The sequence below is a fragment of the Anaerobutyricum hallii DSM 3353 genome (assembly GCF_000173975.1).
GTDB lineage: Bacteria > Bacillota > Clostridia > Lachnospirales > Lachnospiraceae > Anaerobutyricum > Anaerobutyricum hallii.
The window spans coordinates 56,039-79,632 of record NZ_ACEP01000011.1 but is presented as its reverse complement, the minus strand read 5'-3'; the positions used below and the strand labels follow the sequence as shown (position 1 = coordinate 79,632).

The following is a 23,594-nucleotide window of genomic DNA, read 5'->3' as shown; positions in this document are numbered from 1 at the left end:
ATATATCATTTTGTGGGCGTCTGTTTTGCCTGTGGCAAATTATTATTGTAAATCCTCTTTAGTAATCTGTTTTCCATCTCTCCAGATTCTCTCTAAATCATAAAAAGCACGGTCTTCCTTACTAAATACATGAACAATAATATCTTTATAGTCCATAAGAATCCAGTTTGCACTCTGGTATCCCTCAATCTGTTTTGCATCGTAACCAGCTTTGCCGAGAGCTTCTTCTGCGCTGTCAGCCATAGCCTGTACCTGATTGCGGTTAGAACCATCTGCAATGATAAAGTAATCTGCAAGAACGGATACTTCACTAATATCAATAATTGTAATGTCTTCTGCTTTTTTATCTTCTAATGCCTCTACAGCAAGAAGTGCCATTTTCTTTGATTCGTTCATAAATAAATCCTTTCATGTACTATAATCCGTTTATTATAATCTATTATAATTGTCTTATCAAACGGGAATATTGATTCTTTAAACACTGTCTAAAGTAAGAAATTTTTATCTCAGTCGAGAAGACTCCCACCTCTTCAGGTGGTGAGTAATAGCAAATTTGTCTCAGTGAGAGTCCAATCTCCGACTGAGATAAACGCTCCGCGAGGATGCGCAGTGATTCTGATAGGAACATGTCAGCTTCGCTAACCAGAATCACGCGCCAAGTCTCACGGACGTTCGACTTGAAATTATTGTGTCTGATAGTTGACAATTACTTGTTTTCTTTATAATAATCAAATGTTTTCTGTGTCATAGGGTCTGTCACACTTTTCTTTTTTGCGAGATAGGCAATCGTATCCTCCAAAATAAGACGCAGACAGGCATCTAAGTCTTTAAAGGCAAGTGCTCTTACTTCTGGAAGATCTTCTGCCTGATTACGATTGGCTTCCATGTAGTCTGCAATAAATACGATTTTATCAAGTAAGGACATCTCCGGGCAGCCTGTTGTGTGCCAGATAATAGCAGAAAGAATTTCCGGGTCAGTTACGCCGTATAATTCATTCGCAAAACAGGCGCCAAGTTTGGCATGAAGAAGTTCAGGATTCTTTCTTTCATAAGCAGAAACAGGAATTCCATATCGCTCACATTCAGAAAGTTTTTCTTCAGAAGAAAGATATTTAGCACAGTCATGGAGCAGCCCTGCTAAGCGGGCTTTTTCGATATCTGCACCATATCGCATGGCAAGGCAGGTGCTCGTATATTCTACTCCCATTGTATGTTCATATCTTTTAGAAGATAGTTTCTTCTTTAAATCTTCTTTTATTTTCTGTATTGACATCATATCTACTCATTCTCCTTTTGTACTTCTTCTGGTGGATCAGGCTGATAAAGATTATGTCCATAAATATAATCAACTACTTTTGAAGGAAGAAGATAACGAATACTTTCTCCATCTCTGACACGGCGGCGGATATCATTAGATGAAATCTCGAGTACCGGTGAATTTAAACGATATATCGTTGCATCGTATTTATTTTCAATATATTCAATCTGGCTGCTTAAAGAAGTTCCCGTACCAGCTCTTCCGGCAACGACGATGGTTGCCATTTCTAAAATCTTTTCTGGATCTTTCCAGGATTCGATATGATACAGAGAATCTGCACCCATAATAAAATAATATTCATAACCGGGATGTTTTACTGTCAGATGAGAAAGGGTTTCTACAGTATATGTTGTTCCCTCTCTGTTAAGTTCTTCTTTAGAAAGCTGAAAATGCACATTATCTTCTATCGCAAGTTCTACCATTGCCACCCTGTCTTCTTCTGTGACAGAATTAGAAATCTTCTTATAATAAGGATTCTTTGTTGGCATGATCAGAATCTCATCAAGGTTAAACTGATGAAAAGCTGTCTCTGCCAACAATAAATGTCCAAAATGAATGGGATTAAAAGTTCCTCCCATAATACCTATTTTTTTATGCTCTGCCATGACTTTTACCTATTATATTATTTATGGTAATACGATTTTGCTGTTTTCCTTTGCTGGTTTATATAAAACGATTTTCTTTCCGATAACCTGAACGACCTGAGAACGAGTTCTTTCTGCAAGAACTTCTGCAATTTCTCTTGGGTCATCAAAACAGTTTTTTAATACGGATACTTTGATTAATTCTCTTTTATCAATCGCCTCACGGATTCCCTCGATTACTTCTGGAGTAAGAGATGCCTTTCCAATCTGGAAAATAGGGTCCATTGTCATTGCAAGACTTTTTAAATAAGCTCTCTGTTTGCTTGTCATAATAATTCCTTTCTGAATAGCTTTTATCTATCTATAATAATCAAATGCGAGGTTATATAACTTTACAGTATCTCCCTCTTCGATTCCAAGTTCCTCTAAACGTTTTAAAACACCATTCTCTTTCATGAATTTCTGGAAGAATTCAAATCCTTTTTCAGATTCTAAGTTTGTGTATCCAAGCATACGCTCTACTTTAGGTCCTTCTACGCTATATACACCTGGCTCTTCCATCTTGACAACGATAGATTCTTCCTCATCCTCTTCCTGAAGTTCAAAGAAGAATTCCTGATCAAACTCAATTGGTTCTTCTGGTAATTCTTTTAACAGGTCGTTGACATACCATAAAAGTTCTTTAACACCCTGTCCGCTTACTGCGGAAATAGGGAAAATCTTTATGTCTTTATCAGCAAATGCCTCTTCTAACATTTCGATAATCACTTCTCTGTCCTCTTCTGGCATGGCATCCATCTTATTAGCTGCGATTACCTGTGGACGCTTTGCCAGTTCTGGATTATATGCTTCCAATTCTTTATTGATAGCTTTAATGTCCTCAATTGGATCTCTGCCTTCAACAGAAGCTGCATCCACAAGATGAATCATTACCTTTGTACGCTCAATGTGACGTAAAAACTGGTAACCAAGTCCAACACCCTCAGAAGCTCCTTCAATAATACCAGGAATATCTGCGATAACGAAACCGTTGCCTTCTGCTAAGTCAACAACACCGAGATTTGGATTGAGTGTGGTGAAGTGATAATTCGCAATCTTTGGTCTTGCGTTTGTTACACGGGAAAGCAGTGTAGACTTTCCGACATTAGGGAATCCAATCAATCCAACATCAGCAATTACTTTAAGCTCTAAATCCACCCAGAGTTCCCTGGCTCTCTGACCTGGCTGTGCGTACTTTGGAGCCTGCATGGTAGCTGTAGCATAGTGCTGATTACCCTTTCCGCCACGACCTCCTTTTAAGAGGACAACAGGTTCTGTACGGTTTGCCATATCAAGGATGACCTTTCCAGTCTCTGCATCTTTTACAACTGTTCCTGCAGGTACTTTTAAAATCATATCTTCTCCGCTTGCTCCGGTACATCTCTTCTTAGAGCCTTCTTTTCCGTCACCAGCGCAATATTTTCTTTTATGTCGGTAGTCAACTAATGTATTTAATCCGGGGTCAACTACAAATATTAAGTCTCCGCCTTTTCCACCGTCTCCGCCATCTGGACCTCCGTCCGGTACATAAAGTTCTCTTCGGAAACTGACGTGTCCATCTCCGCCCTTACCAGAACGGATAAAGATGCGTGCGCGATCTGCAAACATTACATACACATCCTTTCTATAAATAAAATAATCTATATAAATTTATGTCGTTCTATTTTTGAAGTAACTGTCAGAACCAGCCCAAATTTATGTGGTTCTGCCAACTGAATTTTAATGTGAAATATTTGTAATTATTCAACTGAATAGTTACAGATATTTTAAGAGTATAGAAGAAAAGCGGCTTCAAATCAAAACGCTTTGAAGCCGCTGATAAACAAGATTTAACTATGCCACTGGATGTACAGAGCACTGTTTTTTATCTCTGCCTTTTCTTTCGAAACGTACTACACCATCTACTAATGCAAATAATGTATCATCTCCACCGCGTCCTACATTAACGCCTGGATGAATCTTTGTACCACGCTGTCTGTAAAGAATGTTACCAGCTTTTACAAATTGTCCGTCTGCTCTTTTCGCACCAAGTCTCTTGGACTCAGAATCACGTCCGTTCTTTGTGGAACCAACACCTTTCTTATGTGCGAAGAATTGAAGGTTCATTTTCATCATAGTCGTTACACCTCCCTTGTTATAACTTTTAACCAGATATCATACTGTTCTTCAATGGAATGTACTCCAAGATCAAAGGAGTCCATCAATAACAATGCTTTGTCACTGAGAGGATTCTTAAAAGTAACCTGAACAAGTCCAAGTTCTTCCTGTTCTGTCACTTCAAACTCATCATCCGTAAAAGTATCTAAACTATTCACCAGATTAATCGTAAGAACAGAAACGGAACAGCAGACTAAATCTGCTCCCTCTTCCACACTGTCAGCATGACCAATTACCTGAAATCCTTTATATTGATTATCAGGTTTTTTGTAGATAGTAATCTGAATCATATCTCTACCAGTTTTTGTTTAACAAACTGTCTCGTCTGTTCTGCTCACTTAACCTTAATTAAGCATTAATTTTTTCAATCTTAACTTTAGTATAAGGCTGTCTGTGACCCTGTTTTTTGTGGTAGCCTGTTTTTCTCTTGTACTTGTAAACGATAACTTTTTTGTCTTTACCGTCTTCAACTACAGAAGCTTCTACTGTTGCACCTGCAACAACAGGATCTCCCACTTTAGTCTCTTCTCCGCCTACTACTAAAACCTGGTCAAATGTATAAGCAGATCCAGCTTCAACGCCAAGCTTCTCAACTTTGATTACGTCGCCTTCGCTTACTTTATACTGTTTACCACCTGTTGCAATAATAGCGTACATATGGCACCTCCTAATAATTACTCGCCAGTTTTGGTGTTCTGTTATGAAACTTATACCGAACTGTGCGGCATACGGCTATTATGATAACAGTCATTTCTTTAATTGTCAAGCATTTTTTTAAATATTTTTAATTTTTCTTTTTTCAAGCATAAATCTTTTGGCATTTAATTCAAGTTTGTAATCCCTTAAAAGAACAACAGCATGGAGGAAGTTAAAAGGTAATCTGTATACTCAAATTTCAAACGCATCAGCTTCTATTATTTTTCATGCAGGATCGAATCTGCTCGTGAAGAGGCTTTCTTACCTTACTTCTGGTCATTTCTACAAGATTAAGTGCGGTCATGTCAATGACATTACAGTGTACACGGTCCTTTTTACATTCGCTGTCTAATAAAGAGAGCAGTTTTTCTTTTTGCGCCGTATCTTTCATATTAATGAAGTCAATCATAATAATACCAGAGATATTTCTTAATCGGAGTTGTCTGGCGATTTCTTTTGCAGCCTCTCTGTTTATCTGGTAAAAAAGTGTATCTTCCTGTTTCTTTTTCTTTAGAACACTTCCTGTATTTACATCAATAACAGTCATGGCTTCTGTATGTTCTATAACCAGGCTTGCTCCGGATTTTAACCAGATATACTTTCCGTAAGCTTCTTCATAATAATGGGCAAAACGATATAAATTATATAAAGAATAGGTATCTTCATAAAAACTGATTTTTGTTGTATCAGACTCGCTTGTCTGTTTATAATATTCCTTCAGTTCTGTAAAAACTTCTGCATGATCTGTAAGAATTTCATCCAGTGCTTTTGCCGGAAGTTCTTTTCCCAATGTAATGTAATGAGGTGGTTCTCTGTATAAAAGAGTCTTTCCAGTAGCAATCTTTGCCTTTCTCATCAGTTCTTCATAACGTAACTGCAGCAATTCTAATTCCTTTGTAAGAGTCTCTTCTGAAACGCCTGCTGCATTTGTCCGAACGATAATACCATACTCCTCTCTTGTATATTTTTTTAGAAGAGTTTCTAACCGTTCCCGTTCAACTGTATTTCGTATTTTTTTTGAAATGCCAGTTCGTTTATCTGTGAGAGTGAATACAAAATATTTACCATCCAGACTGATATTACCCGTTCCTACTGGAAGCTTTGTCTTTACAGCATCTTTTGTGATCTGCACCAAAATAATATCTCCGCCGTAAAGCTTATCCTCATGGCCCGGTGATAATTTTACCGGCTGTTCTGCTGATAAGGAATAGTAACATTTCTGGTTATCTCCTATTTCTAAAAATGCACCGTGAATCCCTTCGGCAACACGTTCAACACGGGCAGCATAAATGTTGCCAAGAATGCTCTGCTGTTCTTTAGGCTCACAGTAAAGTTCTGTGGGAACTCCATCCTGAAAATATCCATAACAGATGACTCCCTCTTTTTCTGTGATTACTAATTTATTTTTCTTTATTTCCATGTATCTGACCTCAATTTATTATACTTGTAATGCATTATAGTTGTCTCATAGGCAGCTTTTTTATATAGAAAAATATATAAAAGCTGAACGATTGCTTCGTATTATTGCTGTTATACTAACAAAAAGACCGATGAATAACATTCACCGATCTCTTTGTTAGTATAAGGATTAGATTATTTTTAAATATATACTTTAATCTTCTGGTATTTTACACCATGTGCTGTAGCTTTTCTGTGACTTGCATAATAAACATCAATTCGTTTACCTTTGATGGCACTTCCAGTATCTTCGGCAGTATAAATAATATTACCAATCTTAACCTTTGTTCCAAGATGAATAAGACGCTTGTCCACAGCAATAGTACGTTTTTCTTTTGGTCTTGTTCCACTGGCGGTCGCACATCCTGCCCACTTTCCGGCACAGCTTCTGCAATTACAGTAACCTGTTGTTCTTACACGCATCGTTATGTAATTCTTTACCGTTACAACGCTCTGTGCATATACATTCGTTCCTGCAATCTTCGCTGTGATTACTGCAGTTCCCTTGCCTCTTGCAATGACCTGTCCATTACGGTTTACTGTTGCTACTCTTCTTTTGCTGGACTTCCATACAACCTTTTTAGAACGGCTGTTAGAAATTCTGGCTTTTAACTTCACTTTCTGGCCTCGCTCTACAACGGAACCAGCTTTATTTAATCTTATAGAAGCTTGTGATTGAACACTCGCCTGTGTATTATTCGATTTTGTCTGCTGTGCAGAAACTTTCTGCGGGAAAAGGCAGAGAAAGCTTAACATAAAGATGAACGTTGCAATGATGTTATACTGTTTACACTTCATAATAGACCTCCTTTTCGTCTTTCCAATTTCTATTACGAAATGTATTATAACATACTTGTTGCGTTTTGTTAACCCTATTTTAACAAAAATATTAATTCATTTAATATTCTTGTAACATTTTGAAATAAAGCTTTATTACCATTGCTATAAAAAATAAAATTTATACATATATTTATTGCAAAATACAGCATAGTTTTGTGCGTAAACAAATACACATATATTACTGCATGAAGATTGCAGAAATTATTTTTCAAACACGCTCTAGTTTTTCTGTTCTTCGTCTGGATGTTTTTCTTCAGTAATTTCCCAGCCGACAGAACCTAATGGCTGAAGTTCTCCATCTTTTTTCAAATAGGTTTCCAAACGGTGATACTGGAATCCCATCGGGTCATAATCATAGCCAAGATATTTACAAAAAGCTTCCATTACAAGCTGTGGCTTTAAGTTCTCTGCACTGCCGGTAACAAGTTTCATAAAAATGCCTTCCTGTTTTAATGGAAGTCCCGGCAGAAGCGGTTCTGATTCATATTCACGAATATCAAGAATCATCGGAGCGATATCTACTTCTTTTTCAGAACGTTTTGTTTTCTTTACAATAGGAATTTTTTCCTGCATAGAAAAAGGCTGTGTGCGTTTTAAAAATGCATCTTTGTAATAATATCCCTCACGGAATGTCACAAGATAATCTGCCGCAGCCGTTACTGCCATACAGTTTTTCTCTTTCTCATCAATTTCCTTAAATTCAAGGACAGAAATCCCCTCATTCATTACCGCATTGATACGGGAAAGCATCTCCTCGCTACTGTAAGTCCAGTCAAAAGAAATATCCGCATATTCGCCTTCACTGGTCATGCCAAGTCCTAATGGGGCGGCAAAACTCATAATTTGATGAGGGCTCATACCTTTAGAAAAAGAAACTGGCAGTTCTGCACGCATTAATGCTTTTTGAAAATATCTCTGTACATCGAGATGTCCTATAAATTTAAGAACACCTGTTTTCGCCCATTTTACTCTTACTTTCATAGCAGACACCTCCTCCAAATTTTGCAGCTCCGCAGCCGGAACACTTCTGACGGCAGTTTGGTGTTACCTTTTCTGCCATTGCGTTATTCCATTCACGTTTTAAAAATTCTTTTGTTACACCAATGTCAATGAAATCCCACGGGAAGATTTCGTCAAGTTCTCTTTTTCTTGTTGTGTAGAAATGATAGTCAAGACCATTCTCTTCCATTGTTTCCATCCAGGCTTCATAGTTGAAAAATTCTGTCCAGGCATCATAAATACAGCCTTTTTTATAAACATCGTAAATAACCTTGCCGATACGGCGGTCACCACGGGCAAGGATACCCTCTAATACGGTCGTTTTGGCATCATGCCATTTGAAAGAAAGACTGCGGTGATTATGCTGAATCTTAAATTCATCATTTACGATATGTGCCTTTGTTTTGTATTCGTCCTCCTCACACATAGAAGCCCACTGGAATGGGGTAAATGGCTTTGGAACGAAGAAAGAAGCACTTGCACCTACGGAAATACGTCCATGACGGTACTCGGCATCCATGCTGTAATAATTCATCGCGATTTTCTCTGCAAGATGAGCAATACCCTTAATATCTTCTTCCGTTTCTGTAGGAAGTCCCATCATAAAGTAAAGCTTTACCTTGCTCCAGCCACCTTTAAACGCCTCCATCGCACCGTGAAGAATTACTTCTTCGGTAAGTCCCTTATTAATTACATCACGCATTCTCTGCGTCCCAGCTTCTGGTGCAAAAGTAAGGCTGCTCTTTCGCACATCTTGTACTTTACTCATAACATCTAATGAAAAAGCATCAATTCGAAGAGAAGGTAATGCAATATTAATATTCTTAGAACGGTAGTTATCAATCAGATAATTGCAAAGTTCCGGTAAATGGCTGTAATCACTGGAACTTAAAGAGCTTAAAGAAATCTCGTCATTTCCAGTTCCTTTAATTCCCTTAGCAGCAAGTTCTTCTAACATTGGAAGAGAGCGCTCTCTTAATGGACGATAAATCATTCCCGCCTGACAGAAACGACAGCCTCTTGTACATCCACGCTGGATTTCAAGAACACAGCGGTCCTGTGTTACCTTAATGTATGGAACAATCTGTTTCTCAGGATAAAATGTGTTCGTAAGATCCATCTGCACCTGTTTTAAAATCGTTCTTGGAACATCTTCATAAAGCGGCTCAAAAGAAGCAATTGTTCCATCTTCGTTATAAGTTGTCTCATAAAGAGATGGCACATAAATTCCTGGAATGTGGGAAGCCTTTCTTAAAAATTCTTTACGGTTGCCGCCGTTCTTCTTATGTTCTTTATATAAATCCATAAGGTCATAATATACGGTTTCACTCTCTCCAATATAAAACATATCAAAGAAATCCGCCAAAGGCTCTGGGTTATAAGTACAAGGGCCACCGCCAATAACAAATGGAGCATCTTCTCTTCTATCTTTCGCATAAATGCCAATCTGACTTAAATCAAGTATCTGCAAAATATTAGTGTAGCACATTTCATACTGAATCGTAACCGCCAGAAAATCAAACATAAATACAGGGTCTTGACTTTCTAAGGCAAAAAGAGGTATATTTTCCTCACGCATGACTTTATCGAGGTCAACCCACGGTGAAAATACACGCTCACAGTATACATCATCCCTGCGGTTCATTTGATCGTAAATAATCTTCATCCCAAGATGGGACATGCCGATTTCGTACACATCCGGGAAGCACATCGCAAACCTTATTTTCCCTTCCGGGTCCTTCCTTACCATGTTTACTTCATTCCCAATATAGCGTACTGGCTTCTCTATTTTTAGCAATATTTCATCACTTAATGCTAAATTATTCATACATTTTCCTTTCGTTATTGTTTATTTTTCACAAAACATATATTTGCTTAAATTTTAATATTTAAGTGATTTTTAATGTGAATTTAAACAAATTTATGCGTCAGTTTTTCTATAATATCAAAAAAATTCACTTTTTGCAAATTCCAGACTCCTTAAAAGTATGTGGACTAAAAAAATCAAAGCACTTCTTTTTTATAATGCAAGTATGTTCTTTCGTCTTTTTATTATAGTTAATTCCCACAAGAAGAATATTTCCATGATAATCTTTCAAAGCATCGGTATATTTCTTGTCTTCAATCTGGGCAATTGCTCCCTGTACATTTTTATCCCATTTTAACTCAATAATCATTGCAGGTTTATCCATATATAGCCCTCTTGGGAGAAAACAAATATCTGCAAATCCCTTACCAGTAGGAAGCTCTTTTATAAGTGTGTAATACTCTCTTGCGAAGTAAAAAGCCAATGTTATCGTACAGCAGACGCACTCACCGATTCCATTACTTCTGTCCAATCCATTGTGCTAATCATGGCATCAACTACAGATTTTGGGTTGTACATAGAATAAATTTGTAGCAGACGTTCTTTCGTTCTGGTAAGTCTGTAGCCATCATACCAAACTTTTGTTTCTTCGAAGTTTCGTTTATATTGTTTACATAATTCATAAACTTCCTTTTCTGTAAAACCAAAAAATTCCGTCATTTCTCTGGGATTTGTCATAGAATACTCTGCAAACATATTTAGTGCCGAATGAGAACCGTACTTTTTAATCGGTAAAATTCCCGTCATATATGCCAGTGCTACATAATCTTTATCATATAACAAACGGATGATTTGTATGCATAAAAATATCCTGCATTACAAATACAAGATACTCGTTATCTACATAATCTGGATATTTCAATTTTAATTCCTTTATTACCCTTTTTTGTAAAATAGCAAGCATTTCGTCTATATCGTGTGTTGCACTTAAAAATTCTTGCATATTTATTTTAATAACATCATACTTATTTTTGTGTTTCTGATAAGAAGGACAGTTCTGTATAAATAAATTATCAAAAAGTTCAGAGGTATCTTCTGCCGTATCATAATAAGCAGCCAGCATATTTGCTGCCATTGATTTTCCGAAACGTCTTGGCCTACTGACACAAACATATTTTTGCTCTGTACATATAACATCATTTGTTTTGGCTATTAAACCACTTTTATCTACATAAATTTTTGAACGTAAACTTCCTTGAAAAGATGTATCTCCCGGATTCAAATAAATTCCCATAGTAAACCTCCTCTCAAAAATCTTTTGTTAAAACTAGTATACTAAGGGATTCGTAAATTTTCAATGTATTTTATTTACGAACGAAATTTAATTCAGATTATTTGCAATCTGCTTCCTGAATGTATATAAAATTGAGAAGATGCACATCATGCAATGCATGATGTGCATCTTACAGTAAGAATACCTCGGTATTGTTGAAAAGATAACTATGTTACTGTTATAACCTCCTGATAGTGCCCTATAATACCGTAATCGGCATATTTAAAAATCAAGGCATCTTTATCCGAGTTGATAGAAACGATACATTCACTTTTTTCTATTCCTTTAACAAAAGCGGCTAGGCCTGAAGCCCCAATAACAATGCAAAGTTTTGGTGAGATAGATTTTCCGGAAATTCCAATCATTCGTTCTACAGGAAGCAGACCATTTTCTACTGCTCGTCTGGTTCCTGCAATTTCAGCATTAATTTGTTTTGCAAATTGCTCAATGAGAGGATATCCATTTTTATCTACACCATTTCCAATAACAATGATTTTTTCTGCCTGCTCCCATCCAACTACAATATTTTTATTTTCCTTTGTATATGCAGTTATATAGTCATTGGACTGTATTTCTACGGGAATTGCTTTCCACGCTGGATAACAAACTTCATCGTATGTAGCCGGAATATTTTTTGCAAGAGTAATTATCCTATGATTTGTTACAGGAATTGCTTTGGAAATATTACCAAGAAAAATATCTTTTTCCCAGGTTTTTACTGTTTCCGAGAAAAAGCTCCCTTTTATATTAGTTGCTAAATGTGTTTTTTCTTGAATTGCATATTTTACAGCAAAACTTCTAGCATAAACTGTAGTTCCAAAAAAGATATAATCGTATGCATTGATTCGGTTATAATCTTTTATGACATCTAATATAGAGGTATCATCTGCATTTTCCGGTAAAAATATATAATAAAAATTTATATTTTTCGGAGCATTAACCTTTTTAGGAAGTTGTTGTTTCGGTATAAAAATGAAGAAATCTATCTTCATTTTTAAAAGTTGTTTTTCTGTAAATGCATCAGCTAAAAAAGAGGAAACGGCCTTAATTTCATGGTTTAAAGTTGTTTTCTCACCAAAAATTATTACTGAAATAGACATAACTAATTTCCTCCTTCCCTGTTTTTTAAAAATTGATTCCATTCTTTTACAGAAATAAATTGACAGTTTCTCTTATGTTGCCGAAGAGAAAATATTATTTTCTCTTCTTCCAATTCCTTTTCCCAACATTTTTGATGAGGAAGTTGCTGAAGGAAAGGTAGTTTATCTTTTCTTCTTGGTGTTTTTAAACGAACATCCGGTGCTTCACCAATTATTAATACTACAGGCGTTTTTACGGTAGCTGTAATAATCGCTTCATCGGTGTTTCTTTTAATCCAAATATCTGTATTATTTTCTATATGAAAATCAACTACATTGGTAATACAAGGATAATGCATAAATTCCGCAATCTGGGGACCTGTAGTTCCATTTCTTCGGGATGAGCTTTCCTGTCCGACAATGACCACATCTACATTTCCCTGTTCTTTACAATGTTGTTTAAAAACTTCTATAAAGTCCGCATTTCCTTTAGGGATATATTGAAAAATTTCATGAAAACCATGTGCTTTTAAATTTTGAAATTCTTTTTTGATATTTTCTTTTGTCATAAACAAAACATCAGCAACTATGGTAGGATTCGATTCTAAAATTCTTCGCACTAATTCTAATCCTATTTCATCATAGCTATTTTTTTCATATCCGATATATGGAAGAAAACGAAGGTATTCCTCCTCTCTCTCCCATACATCATCGGGAATACTATTATATTCTGCTTCCATTAGACAACAATTTAATATTTTCATTAATCTCACCACAATTCATTGGATATATACAGAGCTTTTTAAAGTTATGCATATTTTATCCATTTTAGTGAACGGTCAACGGCTTCTTTCCATATACTGTATCTTTCTTCTCGTAATGTTGCGTCCATTTGTGGATGGAATACAGCATCTGGTGTTAATATATGCTTTACATCTTCCAGAGAAATTTGATTAATACTTAAAGCTGCCATTAAAGCTGCTCCAAGTGCTGTTGCCTCCAATGTATCTGGTCTTGCCACATCTGCATTACAGTAATCAGCTAACATTTGAAGAAGAAGATTATTTTGTGACGCACCTCCATCTACATTAATGCGATCAATTTTTACTTCACATTCCTTTTCTACAACATCAAGAATATCTTTAATACCAAAAGCAATACACTCTAATGTTGCTCTGGCAATGTGTGCATCGGTAGTTCCTCTTGTAATACCGATAATGGTTCCTCTGGCAGATGGATCATTATGTGGGGAGGTCAATCCTACAAGAGCCGGAACAAAATACACACCATTGGTATCTGGAACAGAAGCTGCCAGAGCCTCAATTTCGCCAGAAGAACGAATAATCTTAAGACCATCTCTAAGCCATTGTACCGCAGAACCGGTGACAGAAACAAATCCTTCTACCATATATGTTAAAGTATCATTTAGTTTCCATGCAATCAAGTTATCTACTCCACCAGAGGCAATCTTACAGGTATTACCGATAGTAATATCCATAAAACTACCTGTACCATTCGTACATTTCATAGTTCCTGCTTCCAGACAACCCTGTGCAAAAAGAGCAGATTGCTGATCAGCGATTGCTCCGGTAATTGGAATCTCTTTGCCAAAAACTTTAGTCACACCATATTCAGAAGCTTCGGAAGCAATAGTAGGAAATAGCTTCAAAGGTACGCCAAGGTTTTGAATAAATTCTTCATTCCAGACACCTTTTTGTACATTAACACATCCACTGCTAGAAGCATTAGAACAAGCAACCGCATGAGTTTTACCCTCTGTTAATTTCCAGATCAGCCATGTATCCATTGTACCATATAATGCGGTTTCTTTTTCGATTGCTTCTTTAACTTCTGGAACATTTTCCATACACCATTTTAAAATTAATCCATTATTATGAGGTGCAATGACTTTTCCAGTTTCCCGCAAAATCTTTTCTTCTCCACCATTTTCTTTTAATTTTTCTGCTACATCACCTGTTCGGGTGTCTTGCCAGACAATAGCATGATACAAAGGTTCTCCGGTATTCTTATCCCAGATTACACAGGTATTTCTCTGTGTAGCGATACCAATACAGGAAATATCCTCTGCTGTTGCTCCAATTTTTTGCATAGCACCCTTACATACTTCCACAGATTTGTTATAGATTTCTGAAGCATCGTGTTCTACACGTATATTATCCGGTGTATATTGGATTAGCTCCTGATAATCTTGTGATACAATTTTAAATTCTTTATCAAATAAAATGCCTCTTGTTCCTGTTGTCCCCTCATCAATTACCATAATATACTTACTCATAATTCCTTCTCCTTTTGTGTTAAGTAAAAATGACAATGTGTTTCTTGGAAGATAACACTGGATAATATCTATTTCTCTACCAGTAAATCTCCTTTATTTAGAATTCCATTTGGATCCATCGCATCTTTTAAGCGATACATTAATTCATACGATGAGCCATGTTCTTGCGGCATCCATTTCGTTCTATACTTTCCGGAACCATGATGATGTGCAATACTTCCTCCATATTTCAATGTTTCTTCCATAATAATTGTTACAATCTTCATATAATCTTCTTGTACATAATCTACCCCCTTGTCCGCCTGGAAAATAAAACGACAGTAAATATTTGTTCCATTCAAATAGCTATGAGAAGAATGTGCCCCTACAAAAGTAATATTTTCGATTTCTTCATTGATTCGAGAAATAATTCCTTCATATATTTTTCCGATTACATCCCAATTTCCAGAAATTTCTGTAGTATCAGAAACGATTCCTTTTAAGTATCTTGTATTTTTATCAATATTTGCACAGCTGTCATTTCTAGTCTTTAACCATACCTCTACCGGTTCTGTGCCTAAATCAAGAAATTCATATTTTTCTGCCAGCGATTGTATGGCTTCTCCTGTAACATCCGCAATTGCTTTTGGTCCTTCTGCGATAAATAAAAGCATAGCATAACCTTCTGGAGCCGGAGCACCCATTAATTCCTGTACTTCATATTCATCATGAAGACGTACCACGGCAGGTTTATATCCGCTAACCATAATTTCTCGGATAAAATCCAGTCCTTTTTGCATTCCAATAACACCATATGCATGCATCCAGCGGTTTTCCGGATGGTATTCATAAAGTTTCATAGAAACTTCTGTAATAAATCCCATTGTTCCTTCTGACCCTATAAAAATATGTCGTAAATCTGGTCCTGTAGAACGTCTTGGAACATTTTTAATTCGTACAACACTTCCATCTGCAAGTACAGCTTCAAGACCGATAATACAATCTTCTACTCCTCCATATAATGTAGAAAACTGCCCTATGCTTCTTGTTGCTGTTAATCCACCCAAGCTGGCTAAAGGAAGAGATTGCGGATAATGTCCTGTAGTATATCCTTGTTTATTTAGTTGTTCTTCCAGATATTCCAAAGGAGTTCCACATTGTGCTGTAACAATATGATTTTTTTTATCGATATTTAAAATATCACACATATCACATCCATCAATAATTACACCACCTTCTGCTGGTTCAATACTCATTGTTACGCTAGAACCGCCAGTTCTTGGAACTACATCAATATGATTTTCATTAAGGAAGGACAGAACTTTTGATACTTCATCTGTATTTTTAGGTTTAATGACGCACATAGCATGTGGTGCCCAGTTTTTTCCATCAGAGCGATGGTATCTACGAAATCCGATATAATCGCGTGATGCTAAAGCAATACTTTCTTCATCAGTAATAACTTTATCCTTTCCGACAATTTCTTGTAATTCCTTGATGATTTTTTTTTGTTGCATAATCTTTTCCTCCTGTTTTTGTTTCAAATTTGTGATATTAAGAAATAATCTGCTGTAATTTTTTTAACAGCTGTTCATTGATTTTATAATATGGATTAACAATTTCTTCCATCAATTCCTGATATAATTTATGATTTTCAGTTGAAGGAAGAAATTCTGTATGATTTTGTCCCATTGCCTTTGCCGCAGCATAAAAATCAGGAAAACATCCTGCACCTACTGCAGCACAAATTGCAGCACCAAGAGAACAAGTTTCTGGTTCTTCCGATTTTTTTACGGAGAGATTAAAGATGTCTGCGATTGCCTGAACAGCCACATAACTTTTACTCCCACCTCCACCGACACGAAGTTCTTTAATTTCTCGATTGGTAGAATGGCACATATCATCTGTACCGATTTTCAATTGCATCATAATTCCTTCTAGAAGGGAGCGAAACATATGTGCCCGTCCATGCCGCATATCAAATCCCATAAATATACCCTTGGCATATGGTTTATCCCATGTACTTTTCCAATCAGGAATTGTAATCAATCCCTCTGCACCAGGAGAAATATGTATGGCCTCTTCATCTAAAAGTTGTTCAATTGTTTTTTTCGGATTATCTTTGTTTAGATTTTTTGCAAAGTTATCCCGAAACCAAGATATTAGCCAAAAGCCTCTGGGAGAAACTGCCTCCGCATTCCAGAATCCTGGAACAGCAGCAGTATAAGTACGATGTTTCGTTACCTTATATTCATCTGCAATATATTGGTCATCAACAAGATTAAGACCGGTCATCGTTCCCATCGTGATGTAAGCTTGACCTTTATTTAATGTTCCACTTCCTAAGATTTCACATTGTTTATCTCCAGCCCCGGCAACTACCGGACAACCAACAGGAAGTCCTGTTTCTTTTGCTGCTTTGTTTGTTATCGTTCCAATAATTTCTCCAGGATTTCGAAAAGTAGCCAATTGACTACGAGTAATAGCCATTCCTTCATAAACAGCAGAATCTTGATATAAATTCCAATGTTCTCTGTCTACAGGCATACCAAGATTATTTCCTAAAGAATCCGCAAATTCGCCCGTAAGTTTATAATGAATATATCCAGAAGTAGTGAAATATTTTTCTACTTTTTCAAATATATCGGGGTACTCTCTCTGCATCCAATTCATTCTGGAATAATTTACAAGAAAATATTGCCATGCATCTAAATTGTCTTTCCATTTATCACTATATTTTTCATTTGATTGCCAACTTCGATCCATCCAACTGATTGGACGGCATAGTTGTTGCCCTTCTTTATCCAGAAAAAATACGGTAGCTCTTTGTGCTGCAATGCCAATAGCTTTAATTGTTCCTGTTGCAGTTTCGGAATTTTTCTTTATTTTTTCTATCAATATTTGACAAGCTGTACAAAGACCTTGATAAACATCTTGATAATCATGGACAATCAATCCTCTTTCGTCAGTCATCAATGCCGGATGTGTAGCTGATGCACTGGCAATTTTTTCACCTTTTAAATTAAATAAAATTGCCCTTGTACTTTGTGTTCCACTATCAATACCAATTACATATTCCTCTGCCATACTCCGTACCTCTAATTTTTTATTTTTTCTAAAATGTTTGTATCTTTTGCTGTAAAATCAATTTCTGTACAATCTTGTTGTTGGGCTTGTGCTAAAATCTGAAGTACCACAGGAAGACAAAATCCTCCTTGACATCTTCCCATACCTGCCCGGGTTCTTCTTTTTATTGCATCGACAGATGTTGGAACTACAGGACTGTCTATAGCATCTAAAATTTCTCCTTTAGTAATGAATTCACATCGACATACAATTTGTCCATAATCGGGATTTTCTTTGATTAACTTATTTTGTTCTTCCAAGCTTAATTTTCGAAATACCCTGCGCTTTGGACGATATGGTTGATAATTTTTTTTTCTTTTATAAGACATACCTTCTTTCTTCATTTCTTCTAAAAGAATATTTTCAACCATTTTAGCAATAGCCGGTGCAGCACTAAGTCCCGGTGATTGTATACCCGCTACATGAATCAATCCGGAAGTGACTTCTGATTTTTCTATAATAAAATCTTCCTTAAAATCTGCTGCCCGTACTCCCGCAAAAGAACGAATAACATCTTTTTCCCCTACTCCTTTATGTTGGCAACAACTTAAAGCATAGGCGATTCCTTCTGCATCGCACGAGGTATCTTCTTTGTTCCATACTTCTTTTGCAGACGGTCCTAAAAGATAATTACCTTCCGGTGTTTTACAACATCCGCCGCCTTTAGATTCTTTGTTTTTTACATTCATCATTCGGTTCTCTAATTTATTACTGACAAAACCTAATTGTGGTTTATAAGGATATGTCTTTGCTTTGTCAAGAAGGACAATCGTTCCTTTTCTTGGATGTATGGTATAAGAAACATCCCCTGCCATTCGAGAAATATCGTCAGCGTAAACTCCGGCAGCATTGATTACATATTTGGTTTCTATGACTCCTCTACTCGTAACCACTGCTTGTATTCGTCCGTCGTGTACAATGTCACATACTTTTGTGTTTAACATAAATTTCACTTGATTTTCAGCAGCATTTTCAGCCAAAGCAATTGTTACTTCATAAGGTTCTACATGTGCCAAACTAGGAAGCCAAACGGCTGCAATTGGGGGATTATCTAATTTTTTAAGTTCAGGTTCGATAGCCATTGCTTCTTCACCCGAAATATACCGTATACCATCTACTCCATTTTCTAAGCCTTTCGTATATCGCCTTTTCAAGGCCGGAAGATATTCTTCTTCCCAGGCAATGTACATTAGCCCATTTCGCTGAAATTCAAACTGTAAATCTTTAGCCCATTCATCGTACATACGATTTCCTAAAATATTGAGTTTATGTTTTAATGTTCCCTTTTTCACGGCATGTCCTGGATGAATGTTTCCATTATTTGCTTTTGATGCACCCACAGAGACATCATTTTCTTTGTCTACAACAATACAATGAAAATCATATTTTGATAACTCTCTAGCAATTCCACAACCGATAACACCTGCACCGATGATGACGACATCTGTTTTTTGAATGATACCTTTTTTTCTACCCTCTTTTGCCATAGATGCATAGTCCTGCGGTGTAATAGTCAGACCTTTTACCGTCATTTCACTGACAACATTCTTAATTTTTGCATCTTCTGCAACAAAATGTCCTACATCAATCAATTGCTCCCATGTTTCACATTCTCCCGATACTGTTGCAATATTCCTTTCATTAATTCTTATCTCAATATTCAATTCGGGAAACTTATCTTTTACTTTTTCATTTATCCTCCTATTTAACGTATTCATAAAAATCCCTCTTTGTCTTTCAATTAGTGTTGTTCGTTATGTCTATTATTATAAGAAAAAATGTCCGTTTTGTCAATAAATATTTCCGATATGTCCGATTGTATATCTTTCTTGTAACAAACAGGACATAAATCTCTTACAAATTTGTTTCTTGTTTTATGTATAATTGTGTTATAATAAGGAAAAAATTAAGAAAAGGGTGCTTATTTATATGAAGAATCATCGGCAGGAACAAATATTAGAAATATTAAAAGAAAAGGGAAAAGTGAACGTACATAATCTTAGTGAGTATTTTTCTGTAACACCTAAAACAATAAGAAGAGATTTGGAATTTCTTGAAGAAAATGGAGAATTAGTTCGAATCCATGGTGGTGCAGAAATGACAAAAACGGATATATTAAGAGATAAACCTTTTGGGGTTCGCCTAAACATAGAAGCAGAAAAAAAAGAAAAAATAGGTAAAGAAGCCGCCATGCTTTTAAAGAATGGGCAACGAATATTTATCGGTGCAGGTTCTACTCTTGATTATCTCTCTTCTTATATTGATAATACAAATCGTTTGTATGTTGTTACAGATTCTATCACTGTTGTGAATCAGCTCAATAATCGAAGTGAGGTAGAGATTTTTATGATTGGCGGTGAAATTACAAAGCACATATTAGGAGCATCTGGGACGATTGCTGAAAATACATTAAAAAATTTTTGGTTTGATATGGCATTTATATCTGCATCGACAGTAGATCAAGAGGGACATCTTTTTCATCGTGGACCGGCTGAATTTGGTATTTATAAACATTTAGCGGAACGTACAACAAAATTAGTTGCTTTAATCGATTCAACCAAATTAGGAAAACATAATTTTATTAATGTAGCAAAATTAAGGAAAAATGATATTTTGATTACAGATGAGGATGCTGACCCGGCTTTTATTGAGGCATTGCGTTTACAGGGGATAGAAATCATTATTGCTAAATAAAGAAGTCATAAATCCTATAGAAATTAATAAAAGAAGAGATTTCATGCGAGTGCATGAAATCTCTTCTATAGGGAAAGTGACTCTAGATGCCTTTTCCTTTTATGTTATTATAGGGGAAATGAAAAAGGCGATTTCTAGAAGGCTACTTAACTCTTATTACTTTTTTTACTTCCGGACCATTACCATATCCTTTACCTAATGCTGTACGAATCCGAATCGTTAACTTCTTACCCTTTTGTGCTCCGTTAGGAACCCATACGGTATAGCTCTTTTTACTTCCTTTTACCCAGTTATTGGCAACCCACATACCGCCGATTTTCGGTACTTTTTTCTTTAAGGTTACTTTTACTTTATACTTCGTATAGGTATACGGTGGTACCCATTCATAACGTGAAATGTGTCCGCCAACCCAGTGTTTGCGCCACCAGCCCTTAACGGTTACCTTTTTCCTCTGTACGATTTTTATAGACTTTACCGCTGGTTTTACTTTAGAGCCGGTCTTCATTGTTACGATATTGGATGGCGTTCCTGTCATACCGTTTGCATAAGCCTGTACACGGAACTTATAATTCGTCAGAGGTTTTAATCCTTTGATTGTCACTGGATTACTGTTGCCACAGGAGAAGTATCCTATCGTTTTTGCTGTCGTCCATTTTCCTTTCTTTAAAACCTGAATCCTTACAGAAGTCTGCAGCTTATTTGGATAATCAATCCAGAACTTTGCAGAATTATAACCGGTAGCTACCCGAGGCTTTTTCAATTTCTCTGCCGGACTGATTACATAGGTGGTAAATGTCTTTCCGTTAGTAGTCTTAAAAGTGATCCATTTATGTTTGCCCGGTGCAGTAGCAGAAGATGGAATTCCGTCATAATCAACTTTATTCGAATTATACCAGTCCCACGTCTTTCCGGTAAGATGGTCATATACCGAAACAATCTTATCATCGGAATTTGCCGGTACAGTCTGTGCGATCACCTTTTTCTTACCTATATCGGAAAGCTGGATTGCACTCTGTGAACAGGTAACTTTGTTAGCAGAGATCCAGTTGTGACCGTTTAGGTTAAACATAAATGTTGCCGGATAATAAGCACCCCTATTAGCTATCTGTACATAATATGTACCGCTTGTTAAAGTTTTTGAACCCCTATTCCATATGTTCTCGCCTTTATACTGTGTAGCGGCTTCGCTGTACATCAGTTCGTCACGAGAATTATATATTTTGATAAATGTTTGATTCTGATGAAAAAGGTTGCATCTTTCTTTTTCAGCCAGCTCAAATGTCGGATTAATTACAGCTCTTTCGCTTATTTTATAATTACGAGAGTGGAGTTAGCTACGTAGTAATTCGTAACATCAAGTCAGGGGCAAAATACCATTTACCAAGAGGATGGATTTTTTTCCGGACTGCTTGGGATAATGAAGTTTTTATTGGTGACTGCAATTGCGAGCCTTGTTTTATTGGCATAGCCGGTTTTTGATAAAATGTTAGAAATATGGAACTTTACCGTTCGTTGTGATATATGCATTCGTTCAGCAATCTCACTATATTCAAGACCTTCGCATACAAGCCGGAGAACTTCGATTTCTTTAGCAGTAAGTTCTGAACTGTCAGCAAGACCCAGCTTTACGCTAGGTGTTTTGTCTGGGAAGATATGTTCACCTGCCATCGTTTCCTCTATAACATCAATTAGTTTTTCCGGACTGATATCTTTATACCAGAAGCTGTCGGCTTTTGCTTCTCTCGCTCTTTTTAAATATCCGACTTCTACCATCGAAGTTACGATAATTATTTTTATGTCCGGGAATTCTGCTTTAATTTCTGCTGCCGCTTCAATACCGTCTTTATTACCGGCAGTACACACATCCATTAAAATCAGGTCAATTTTCTCCCGCCTGCATACGGCAAGTGCGACATCTGCTCCGTTTACACTGGCACAAAGCTTATATTTGCCACTATCAAGGAGAATCCTTTCCATGTTTTCACGAGGCATCCTCTGATCCTCTACAATCAATACCTTCTTCATGATCTAGCTCCTTTTTTTGAAATGTTATTGTTAATGCAAAATATGGCATGGACTGTATATGCATTTCCCCACTATAATCAAATATATGACGTGAAAGATTATATAAGCCGCCTTTTGGAACAACTTCTTTTTCCGGAACTTCCCCATTATTTGTAATACAAATATGATAACAATCCTTATCTTCTTGCATCGTTATAAAAAGCTCTGTCGCACCGGCATGACATACTCCGTTTGTCAGACATTCCCTCATGGCAAGAATATATATGTGAGCATACTCTTCTTCCTTTGGTAAGGAGCCGGTGCAGCGAACCTTTACACCGATTGTTCGGGCATCCTGTAGAAATCTTTCAAATTCTCCCTCTTCTAAAGGATATTGATTATCATTCCAGATCGCATTTACTGCCTGACGGAGTAATCGCACCGCATTGCTGTAATCTGCATTTTCCTGTGCTAAACTTTGTCGGATAGCGGTTAATCCCGCTCCCATCTGATCATGCAATTTAGTCTTGGCAGCAAGGACTTCCCTTTCTCTTGTCAAAATCAATACATTATCAGAAAGATATCGTAGCTCTCTGGATATTTCTTTTAACTTTTCTGTTTGCCTTGTAAGATTTATTTTTTCATGATATTGCTTTGTGACATCTGAAAAAACGGCTTCTATATAGACATTTCCCTCTTTGTCTTTCACCTCACTTTCCTGATAATTCCATGCTCGTCCGTCAGGAAAAAGATAAATCTCCTTTTTATCTGTAAGGCGGATGATTTCATTTTGTATATTGCTGTGAAGGGCATCTCGTAATTCACTAAGTTTTTGCAGGTCTTTTTGAGCAAGTGTTCTAAAAAGCCGGTACATCTGTGAATTACAGAGCTTTATTGTACCATTCAAAGTAAAATAGCAGATTCCTACTGGAAGAAGGTTCAACGCTTCTTTAATGGAATTTTGACTAACCTTCTCTTTCGTTTTCTTTTTTAGGTGGATACTCTCTCTAACAAGTAAAAAATCAATAATACCGACAATGCACCAAAGTATCACGATTGGGACAGGCAGCAATTTATAATATTTTTCACCATTATTTATCTGATGGAAAGAATATGCCAGATGATTCAAAAGCAGAAATAAAAAGAAGAATAGAAAGCTGTTCCAATTTCGATAGCATTTCCACA

At 36.5% G+C, this 23,594-nt stretch carries 25 protein-coding genes; 1 reads left to right on the top strand and 24 read right to left on the bottom strand.

What is annotated here, in order from left to right:
* Positions 1 to 42: 42 nt before the first annotated feature.
* The 21 genes from rsfS to EUBHAL_RS00915 all read right to left on the bottom strand — a co-directional run bounded on the left by rsfS (position 43) and on the right by EUBHAL_RS00915 (position 19,429).
* A complete protein-coding gene (gene rsfS, locus EUBHAL_RS01005) occupies positions 43 to 396 on the bottom strand; it encodes a ribosome silencing factor (RefSeq protein WP_005343683.1) in 354 nt (117 codons plus the stop codon).
* A 310-nt stretch (positions 397 to 706) separates the two neighbouring features.
* On the bottom strand, positions 707 to 1,276 hold the full coding sequence (yqeK, locus tag EUBHAL_RS01000) for a bis(5'-nucleosyl)-tetraphosphatase (symmetrical) YqeK (RefSeq protein WP_005343680.1): 570 nt from the start codon (positions 1,274 to 1,276) through the stop codon (positions 707 to 709).
* 2 nt (positions 1,277 to 1,278) lie between these two features.
* Positions 1,279 to 1,923 carry a nicotinate-nucleotide adenylyltransferase gene (gene nadD / locus EUBHAL_RS00995; protein WP_005343678.1) on the bottom strand — a complete coding sequence of 215 codons (645 nt, stop codon included), beginning with the start codon at positions 1,921 to 1,923 and terminating at the stop codon, positions 1,279 to 1,281.
* A gap of 21 nt (positions 1,924 to 1,944) precedes the next feature.
* Positions 1,945 to 2,232 carry a ribosome assembly RNA-binding protein YhbY gene (gene yhbY / locus EUBHAL_RS00990; RefSeq protein WP_005343677.1) on the bottom strand — a complete coding sequence of 96 codons (288 nt, stop codon included), beginning with the start codon at positions 2,230 to 2,232 and terminating at the stop codon, positions 1,945 to 1,947.
* A gap of 27 nt (positions 2,233 to 2,259) precedes the next feature.
* Entirely contained in the window at positions 2,260 to 3,549 is a 1,290-nt protein-coding gene (gene obgE / locus EUBHAL_RS00985; protein ID WP_005343675.1) for a GTPase ObgE, read from the bottom strand.
* A gap of 225 nt (positions 3,550 to 3,774) precedes the next feature.
* The gene (gene rpmA / locus EUBHAL_RS00980; RefSeq protein WP_005343674.1) at positions 3,775 to 4,056 is read right to left on the bottom strand and encodes a 50S ribosomal protein L27; all 282 of its coding nucleotides are present in this window, start codon (positions 4,054 to 4,056) and stop codon (positions 3,775 to 3,777) included.
* Between the two features lie 5 nt (positions 4,057 to 4,061).
* Positions 4,062 to 4,388, bottom strand: coding sequence for a ribosomal-processing cysteine protease Prp (locus EUBHAL_RS00975; RefSeq protein WP_005343671.1), 327 nt, complete (start codon positions 4,386 to 4,388; stop codon positions 4,062 to 4,064).
* A 58-nt stretch (positions 4,389 to 4,446) separates the two neighbouring features.
* Positions 4,447 to 4,755: a 50S ribosomal protein L21 gene (rplU, locus tag EUBHAL_RS00970; protein ID WP_005343669.1), complete on the bottom strand. Its 309-nt coding sequence runs from the start codon at positions 4,753 to 4,755 to the stop codon at positions 4,447 to 4,449.
* A 247-nt stretch (positions 4,756 to 5,002) separates the two neighbouring features.
* Positions 5,003 to 6,214 carry a ribonuclease E/G gene (locus EUBHAL_RS00965; protein WP_005343667.1) on the bottom strand — a complete coding sequence of 404 codons (1,212 nt, stop codon included), beginning with the start codon at positions 6,212 to 6,214 and terminating at the stop codon, positions 5,003 to 5,005.
* Between the two features lie 179 nt (positions 6,215 to 6,393).
* Positions 6,394 to 7,050: a 3D domain-containing protein gene (locus EUBHAL_RS14580; protein ID WP_005343665.1), complete on the bottom strand. Its 657-nt coding sequence runs from the start codon at positions 7,048 to 7,050 to the stop codon at positions 6,394 to 6,396.
* A 261-nt stretch (positions 7,051 to 7,311) separates the two neighbouring features.
* Positions 7,312 to 8,073, bottom strand: a complete 762-nt coding sequence (locus EUBHAL_RS00955) for a TIGR03936 family radical SAM-associated protein (protein WP_005343662.1) — start codon at positions 8,071 to 8,073, stop codon at positions 7,312 to 7,314.
* Positions 8,033 to 9,919: a TIGR03960 family B12-binding radical SAM protein gene (locus EUBHAL_RS00950; RefSeq protein WP_005343661.1), complete on the bottom strand. Its 1,887-nt coding sequence runs from the start codon at positions 9,917 to 9,919 to the stop codon at positions 8,033 to 8,035. The genes EUBHAL_RS00955 and EUBHAL_RS00950 overlap by 41 nt, the downstream gene beginning before the upstream one ends.
* A gap of 127 nt (positions 9,920 to 10,046) precedes the next feature.
* Positions 10,047 to 10,382 (bottom strand): PD-(D/E)XK nuclease domain-containing protein, encoded by a 336-nt coding sequence (locus EUBHAL_RS17110; RefSeq protein WP_005343659.1) that lies wholly within the window; start codon positions 10,380 to 10,382, stop codon positions 10,047 to 10,049.
* A gap of 2 nt (positions 10,383 to 10,384) precedes the next feature.
* Positions 10,385 to 10,705 (bottom strand): P-loop NTPase family protein, encoded by a 321-nt coding sequence (locus EUBHAL_RS17105; RefSeq protein WP_416385945.1) that lies wholly within the window; start codon positions 10,703 to 10,705, stop codon positions 10,385 to 10,387.
* Between the two features lie 25 nt (positions 10,706 to 10,730).
* Positions 10,731 to 11,192, bottom strand: a complete 462-nt coding sequence (locus tag EUBHAL_RS17100) for an AAA family ATPase (RefSeq protein ID WP_005343655.1) — start codon at positions 11,190 to 11,192, stop codon at positions 10,731 to 10,733.
* A gap of 206 nt (positions 11,193 to 11,398) precedes the next feature.
* Positions 11,399 to 12,331: an electron transfer flavoprotein subunit alpha/FixB family protein gene (locus EUBHAL_RS14560; RefSeq protein WP_022169547.1), complete on the bottom strand. Its 933-nt coding sequence runs from the start codon at positions 12,329 to 12,331 to the stop codon at positions 11,399 to 11,401.
* A 2-nt stretch (positions 12,332 to 12,333) separates the two neighbouring features.
* Positions 12,334 to 13,050 (bottom strand): hypothetical protein, encoded by a 717-nt coding sequence (locus EUBHAL_RS00935; RefSeq protein WP_005343651.1) that lies wholly within the window; start codon positions 13,048 to 13,050, stop codon positions 12,334 to 12,336.
* 68 nt (positions 13,051 to 13,118) lie between these two features.
* A complete protein-coding gene (locus EUBHAL_RS00930) occupies positions 13,119 to 14,606 on the bottom strand; it encodes an FGGY family carbohydrate kinase (RefSeq protein WP_005343650.1) in 1,488 nt (495 codons plus the stop codon).
* Positions 14,607 to 14,674: 68 nt separating this feature from the next.
* Positions 14,675 to 16,102: an FAD-binding oxidoreductase gene (locus tag EUBHAL_RS00925; protein ID WP_022169545.1), complete on the bottom strand. Its 1,428-nt coding sequence runs from the start codon at positions 16,100 to 16,102 to the stop codon at positions 14,675 to 14,677.
* Between the two features lie 37 nt (positions 16,103 to 16,139).
* The gene (locus EUBHAL_RS00920; RefSeq protein ID WP_005343647.1) at positions 16,140 to 17,672 is read right to left on the bottom strand and encodes an FGGY-family carbohydrate kinase; all 1,533 of its coding nucleotides are present in this window, start codon (positions 17,670 to 17,672) and stop codon (positions 16,140 to 16,142) included.
* A gap of 11 nt (positions 17,673 to 17,683) precedes the next feature.
* A complete protein-coding gene (locus tag EUBHAL_RS00915; RefSeq protein ID WP_005343645.1) occupies positions 17,684 to 19,429 on the bottom strand; it encodes an NAD(P)/FAD-dependent oxidoreductase in 1,746 nt (581 codons plus the stop codon).
* A 211-nt stretch (positions 19,430 to 19,640) separates the two neighbouring features.
* Here EUBHAL_RS00915 and EUBHAL_RS00910 point away from each other — a divergent pair, with 211 nt between their 5' ends.
* Entirely contained in the window at positions 19,641 to 20,405 is a 765-nt protein-coding gene (locus EUBHAL_RS00910) for a DeoR/GlpR family DNA-binding transcription regulator (protein ID WP_005343643.1), read from the top strand.
* Between the two features lie 142 nt (positions 20,406 to 20,547).
* On the opposite strand, the gene EUBHAL_RS00905 is transcribed toward EUBHAL_RS00910, so the two are convergent.
* From EUBHAL_RS00905 to EUBHAL_RS00895, 3 genes are all read right to left on the bottom strand, one after another.
* Positions 20,548 to 21,600: a fibronectin type III domain-containing protein gene (locus EUBHAL_RS00905; protein WP_005343641.1), complete on the bottom strand. Its 1,053-nt coding sequence runs from the start codon at positions 21,598 to 21,600 to the stop codon at positions 20,548 to 20,550.
* 182 nt (positions 21,601 to 21,782) lie between these two features.
* Positions 21,783 to 22,430 (bottom strand): response regulator transcription factor, encoded by a 648-nt coding sequence (locus tag EUBHAL_RS00900; RefSeq protein ID WP_005343640.1) that lies wholly within the window; start codon positions 22,428 to 22,430, stop codon positions 21,783 to 21,785.
* Positions 22,387 to 23,538: a sensor histidine kinase gene (locus tag EUBHAL_RS00895; RefSeq protein WP_167534376.1), complete on the bottom strand. Its 1,152-nt coding sequence runs from the start codon at positions 23,536 to 23,538 to the stop codon at positions 22,387 to 22,389. The genes EUBHAL_RS00900 and EUBHAL_RS00895 overlap by 44 nt, the downstream gene beginning before the upstream one ends.
* Positions 23,539 to 23,594: the final 56 nt, after the last annotated feature.

Excerpts from the sequence above, each read along its gene's own strand:
- EUBHAL_RS00935 (WP_005343651.1), bottom strand. The coding sequence starts at position 13,050 with ATGGAAGCAGAATATAATAGTATTCCCGATGATGTATGGGAGAGAGAG.
- rsfS (WP_005343683.1), bottom strand. The coding sequence starts at position 396 with ATGAACGAATCAAAGAAAATGGCACTTCTTGCTGTAGAGGCATTAGAA.
- EUBHAL_RS14580 (WP_005343665.1), bottom strand. The coding sequence starts at position 7,050 with ATGAAGTGTAAACAGTATAACATCATTGCAACGTTCATCTTTATGTTA.
- EUBHAL_RS00965 (WP_005343667.1), bottom strand. The coding sequence starts at position 6,214 with ATGGAAATAAAGAAAAATAAATTAGTAATCACAGAAAAAGAGGGAGTC.
- EUBHAL_RS00975 (WP_005343671.1), bottom strand. The coding sequence starts at position 4,388 with ATGATTCAGATTACTATCTACAAAAAACCTGATAATCAATATAAAGGA.
- EUBHAL_RS00900 (WP_005343640.1), bottom strand. The coding sequence starts at position 22,430 with ATGAAGAAGGTATTGATTGTAGAGGATCAGAGGATGCCTCGTGAAAAC.
- EUBHAL_RS00925 (WP_022169545.1), bottom strand. The coding sequence starts at position 16,102 with ATGCAACAAAAAAAAATCATCAAGGAATTACAAGAAATTGTCGGAAAG.
- obgE (WP_005343675.1), bottom strand. The coding sequence starts at position 3,549 with ATGTTTGCAGATCGCGCACGCATCTTTATCCGTTCTGGTAAGGGCGGA.
- nadD (WP_005343678.1), bottom strand. The coding sequence starts at position 1,923 with ATGGCAGAGCATAAAAAAATAGGTATTATGGGAGGAACTTTTAATCCC.
- EUBHAL_RS00905 (WP_005343641.1), bottom strand. The coding sequence starts at position 21,600 with ATGTACAGCGAAGCCGCTACACAGTATAAAGGCGAGAACATATGGAAT.
- EUBHAL_RS17100 (WP_005343655.1), bottom strand. The coding sequence starts at position 11,192 with ATGGGAATTTATTTGAATCCGGGAGATACATCTTTTCAAGGAAGTTTA.
- EUBHAL_RS00930 (WP_005343650.1), bottom strand. The coding sequence starts at position 14,606 with ATGAGTAAGTATATTATGGTAATTGATGAGGGGACAACAGGAACAAGA.
- rplU (WP_005343669.1), bottom strand. The coding sequence starts at position 4,755 with ATGTACGCTATTATTGCAACAGGTGGTAAACAGTATAAAGTAAGCGAA.
- EUBHAL_RS00915 (WP_005343645.1), bottom strand. The coding sequence starts at position 19,429 with ATGAATACGTTAAATAGGAGGATAAATGAAAAAGTAAAAGATAAGTTT.
- yhbY (WP_005343677.1), bottom strand. The coding sequence starts at position 2,232 with ATGACAAGCAAACAGAGAGCTTATTTAAAAAGTCTTGCAATGACAATG.
- EUBHAL_RS14560 (WP_022169547.1), bottom strand. The coding sequence starts at position 12,331 with ATGTCTATTTCAGTAATAATTTTTGGTGAGAAAACAACTTTAAACCAT.
- EUBHAL_RS00955 (WP_005343662.1), bottom strand. The coding sequence starts at position 8,073 with ATGAAAGTAAGAGTAAAATGGGCGAAAACAGGTGTTCTTAAATTTATA.
- EUBHAL_RS00920 (WP_005343647.1), bottom strand. The coding sequence starts at position 17,672 with ATGGCAGAGGAATATGTAATTGGTATTGATAGTGGAACACAAAGTACA.
- EUBHAL_RS17105 (WP_416385945.1), bottom strand. The coding sequence starts at position 10,705 with ATGACGGGAATTTTACCGATTAAAAAGTACGGTTCTCATTCGGCACTA.
- yqeK (WP_005343680.1), bottom strand. The coding sequence starts at position 1,276 with ATGATGTCAATACAGAAAATAAAAGAAGATTTAAAGAAGAAACTATCT.
- rpmA (WP_005343674.1), bottom strand. The coding sequence starts at position 4,056 with ATGATGAAAATGAACCTTCAATTCTTCGCACATAAGAAAGGTGTTGGT.
- EUBHAL_RS00950 (WP_005343661.1), bottom strand. The coding sequence starts at position 9,919 with ATGAATAATTTAGCATTAAGTGATGAAATATTGCTAAAAATAGAGAAG.
- EUBHAL_RS00910 (WP_005343643.1), top strand. The coding sequence starts at position 19,641 with ATGAAGAATCATCGGCAGGAACAAATATTAGAAATATTAAAAGAAAAG.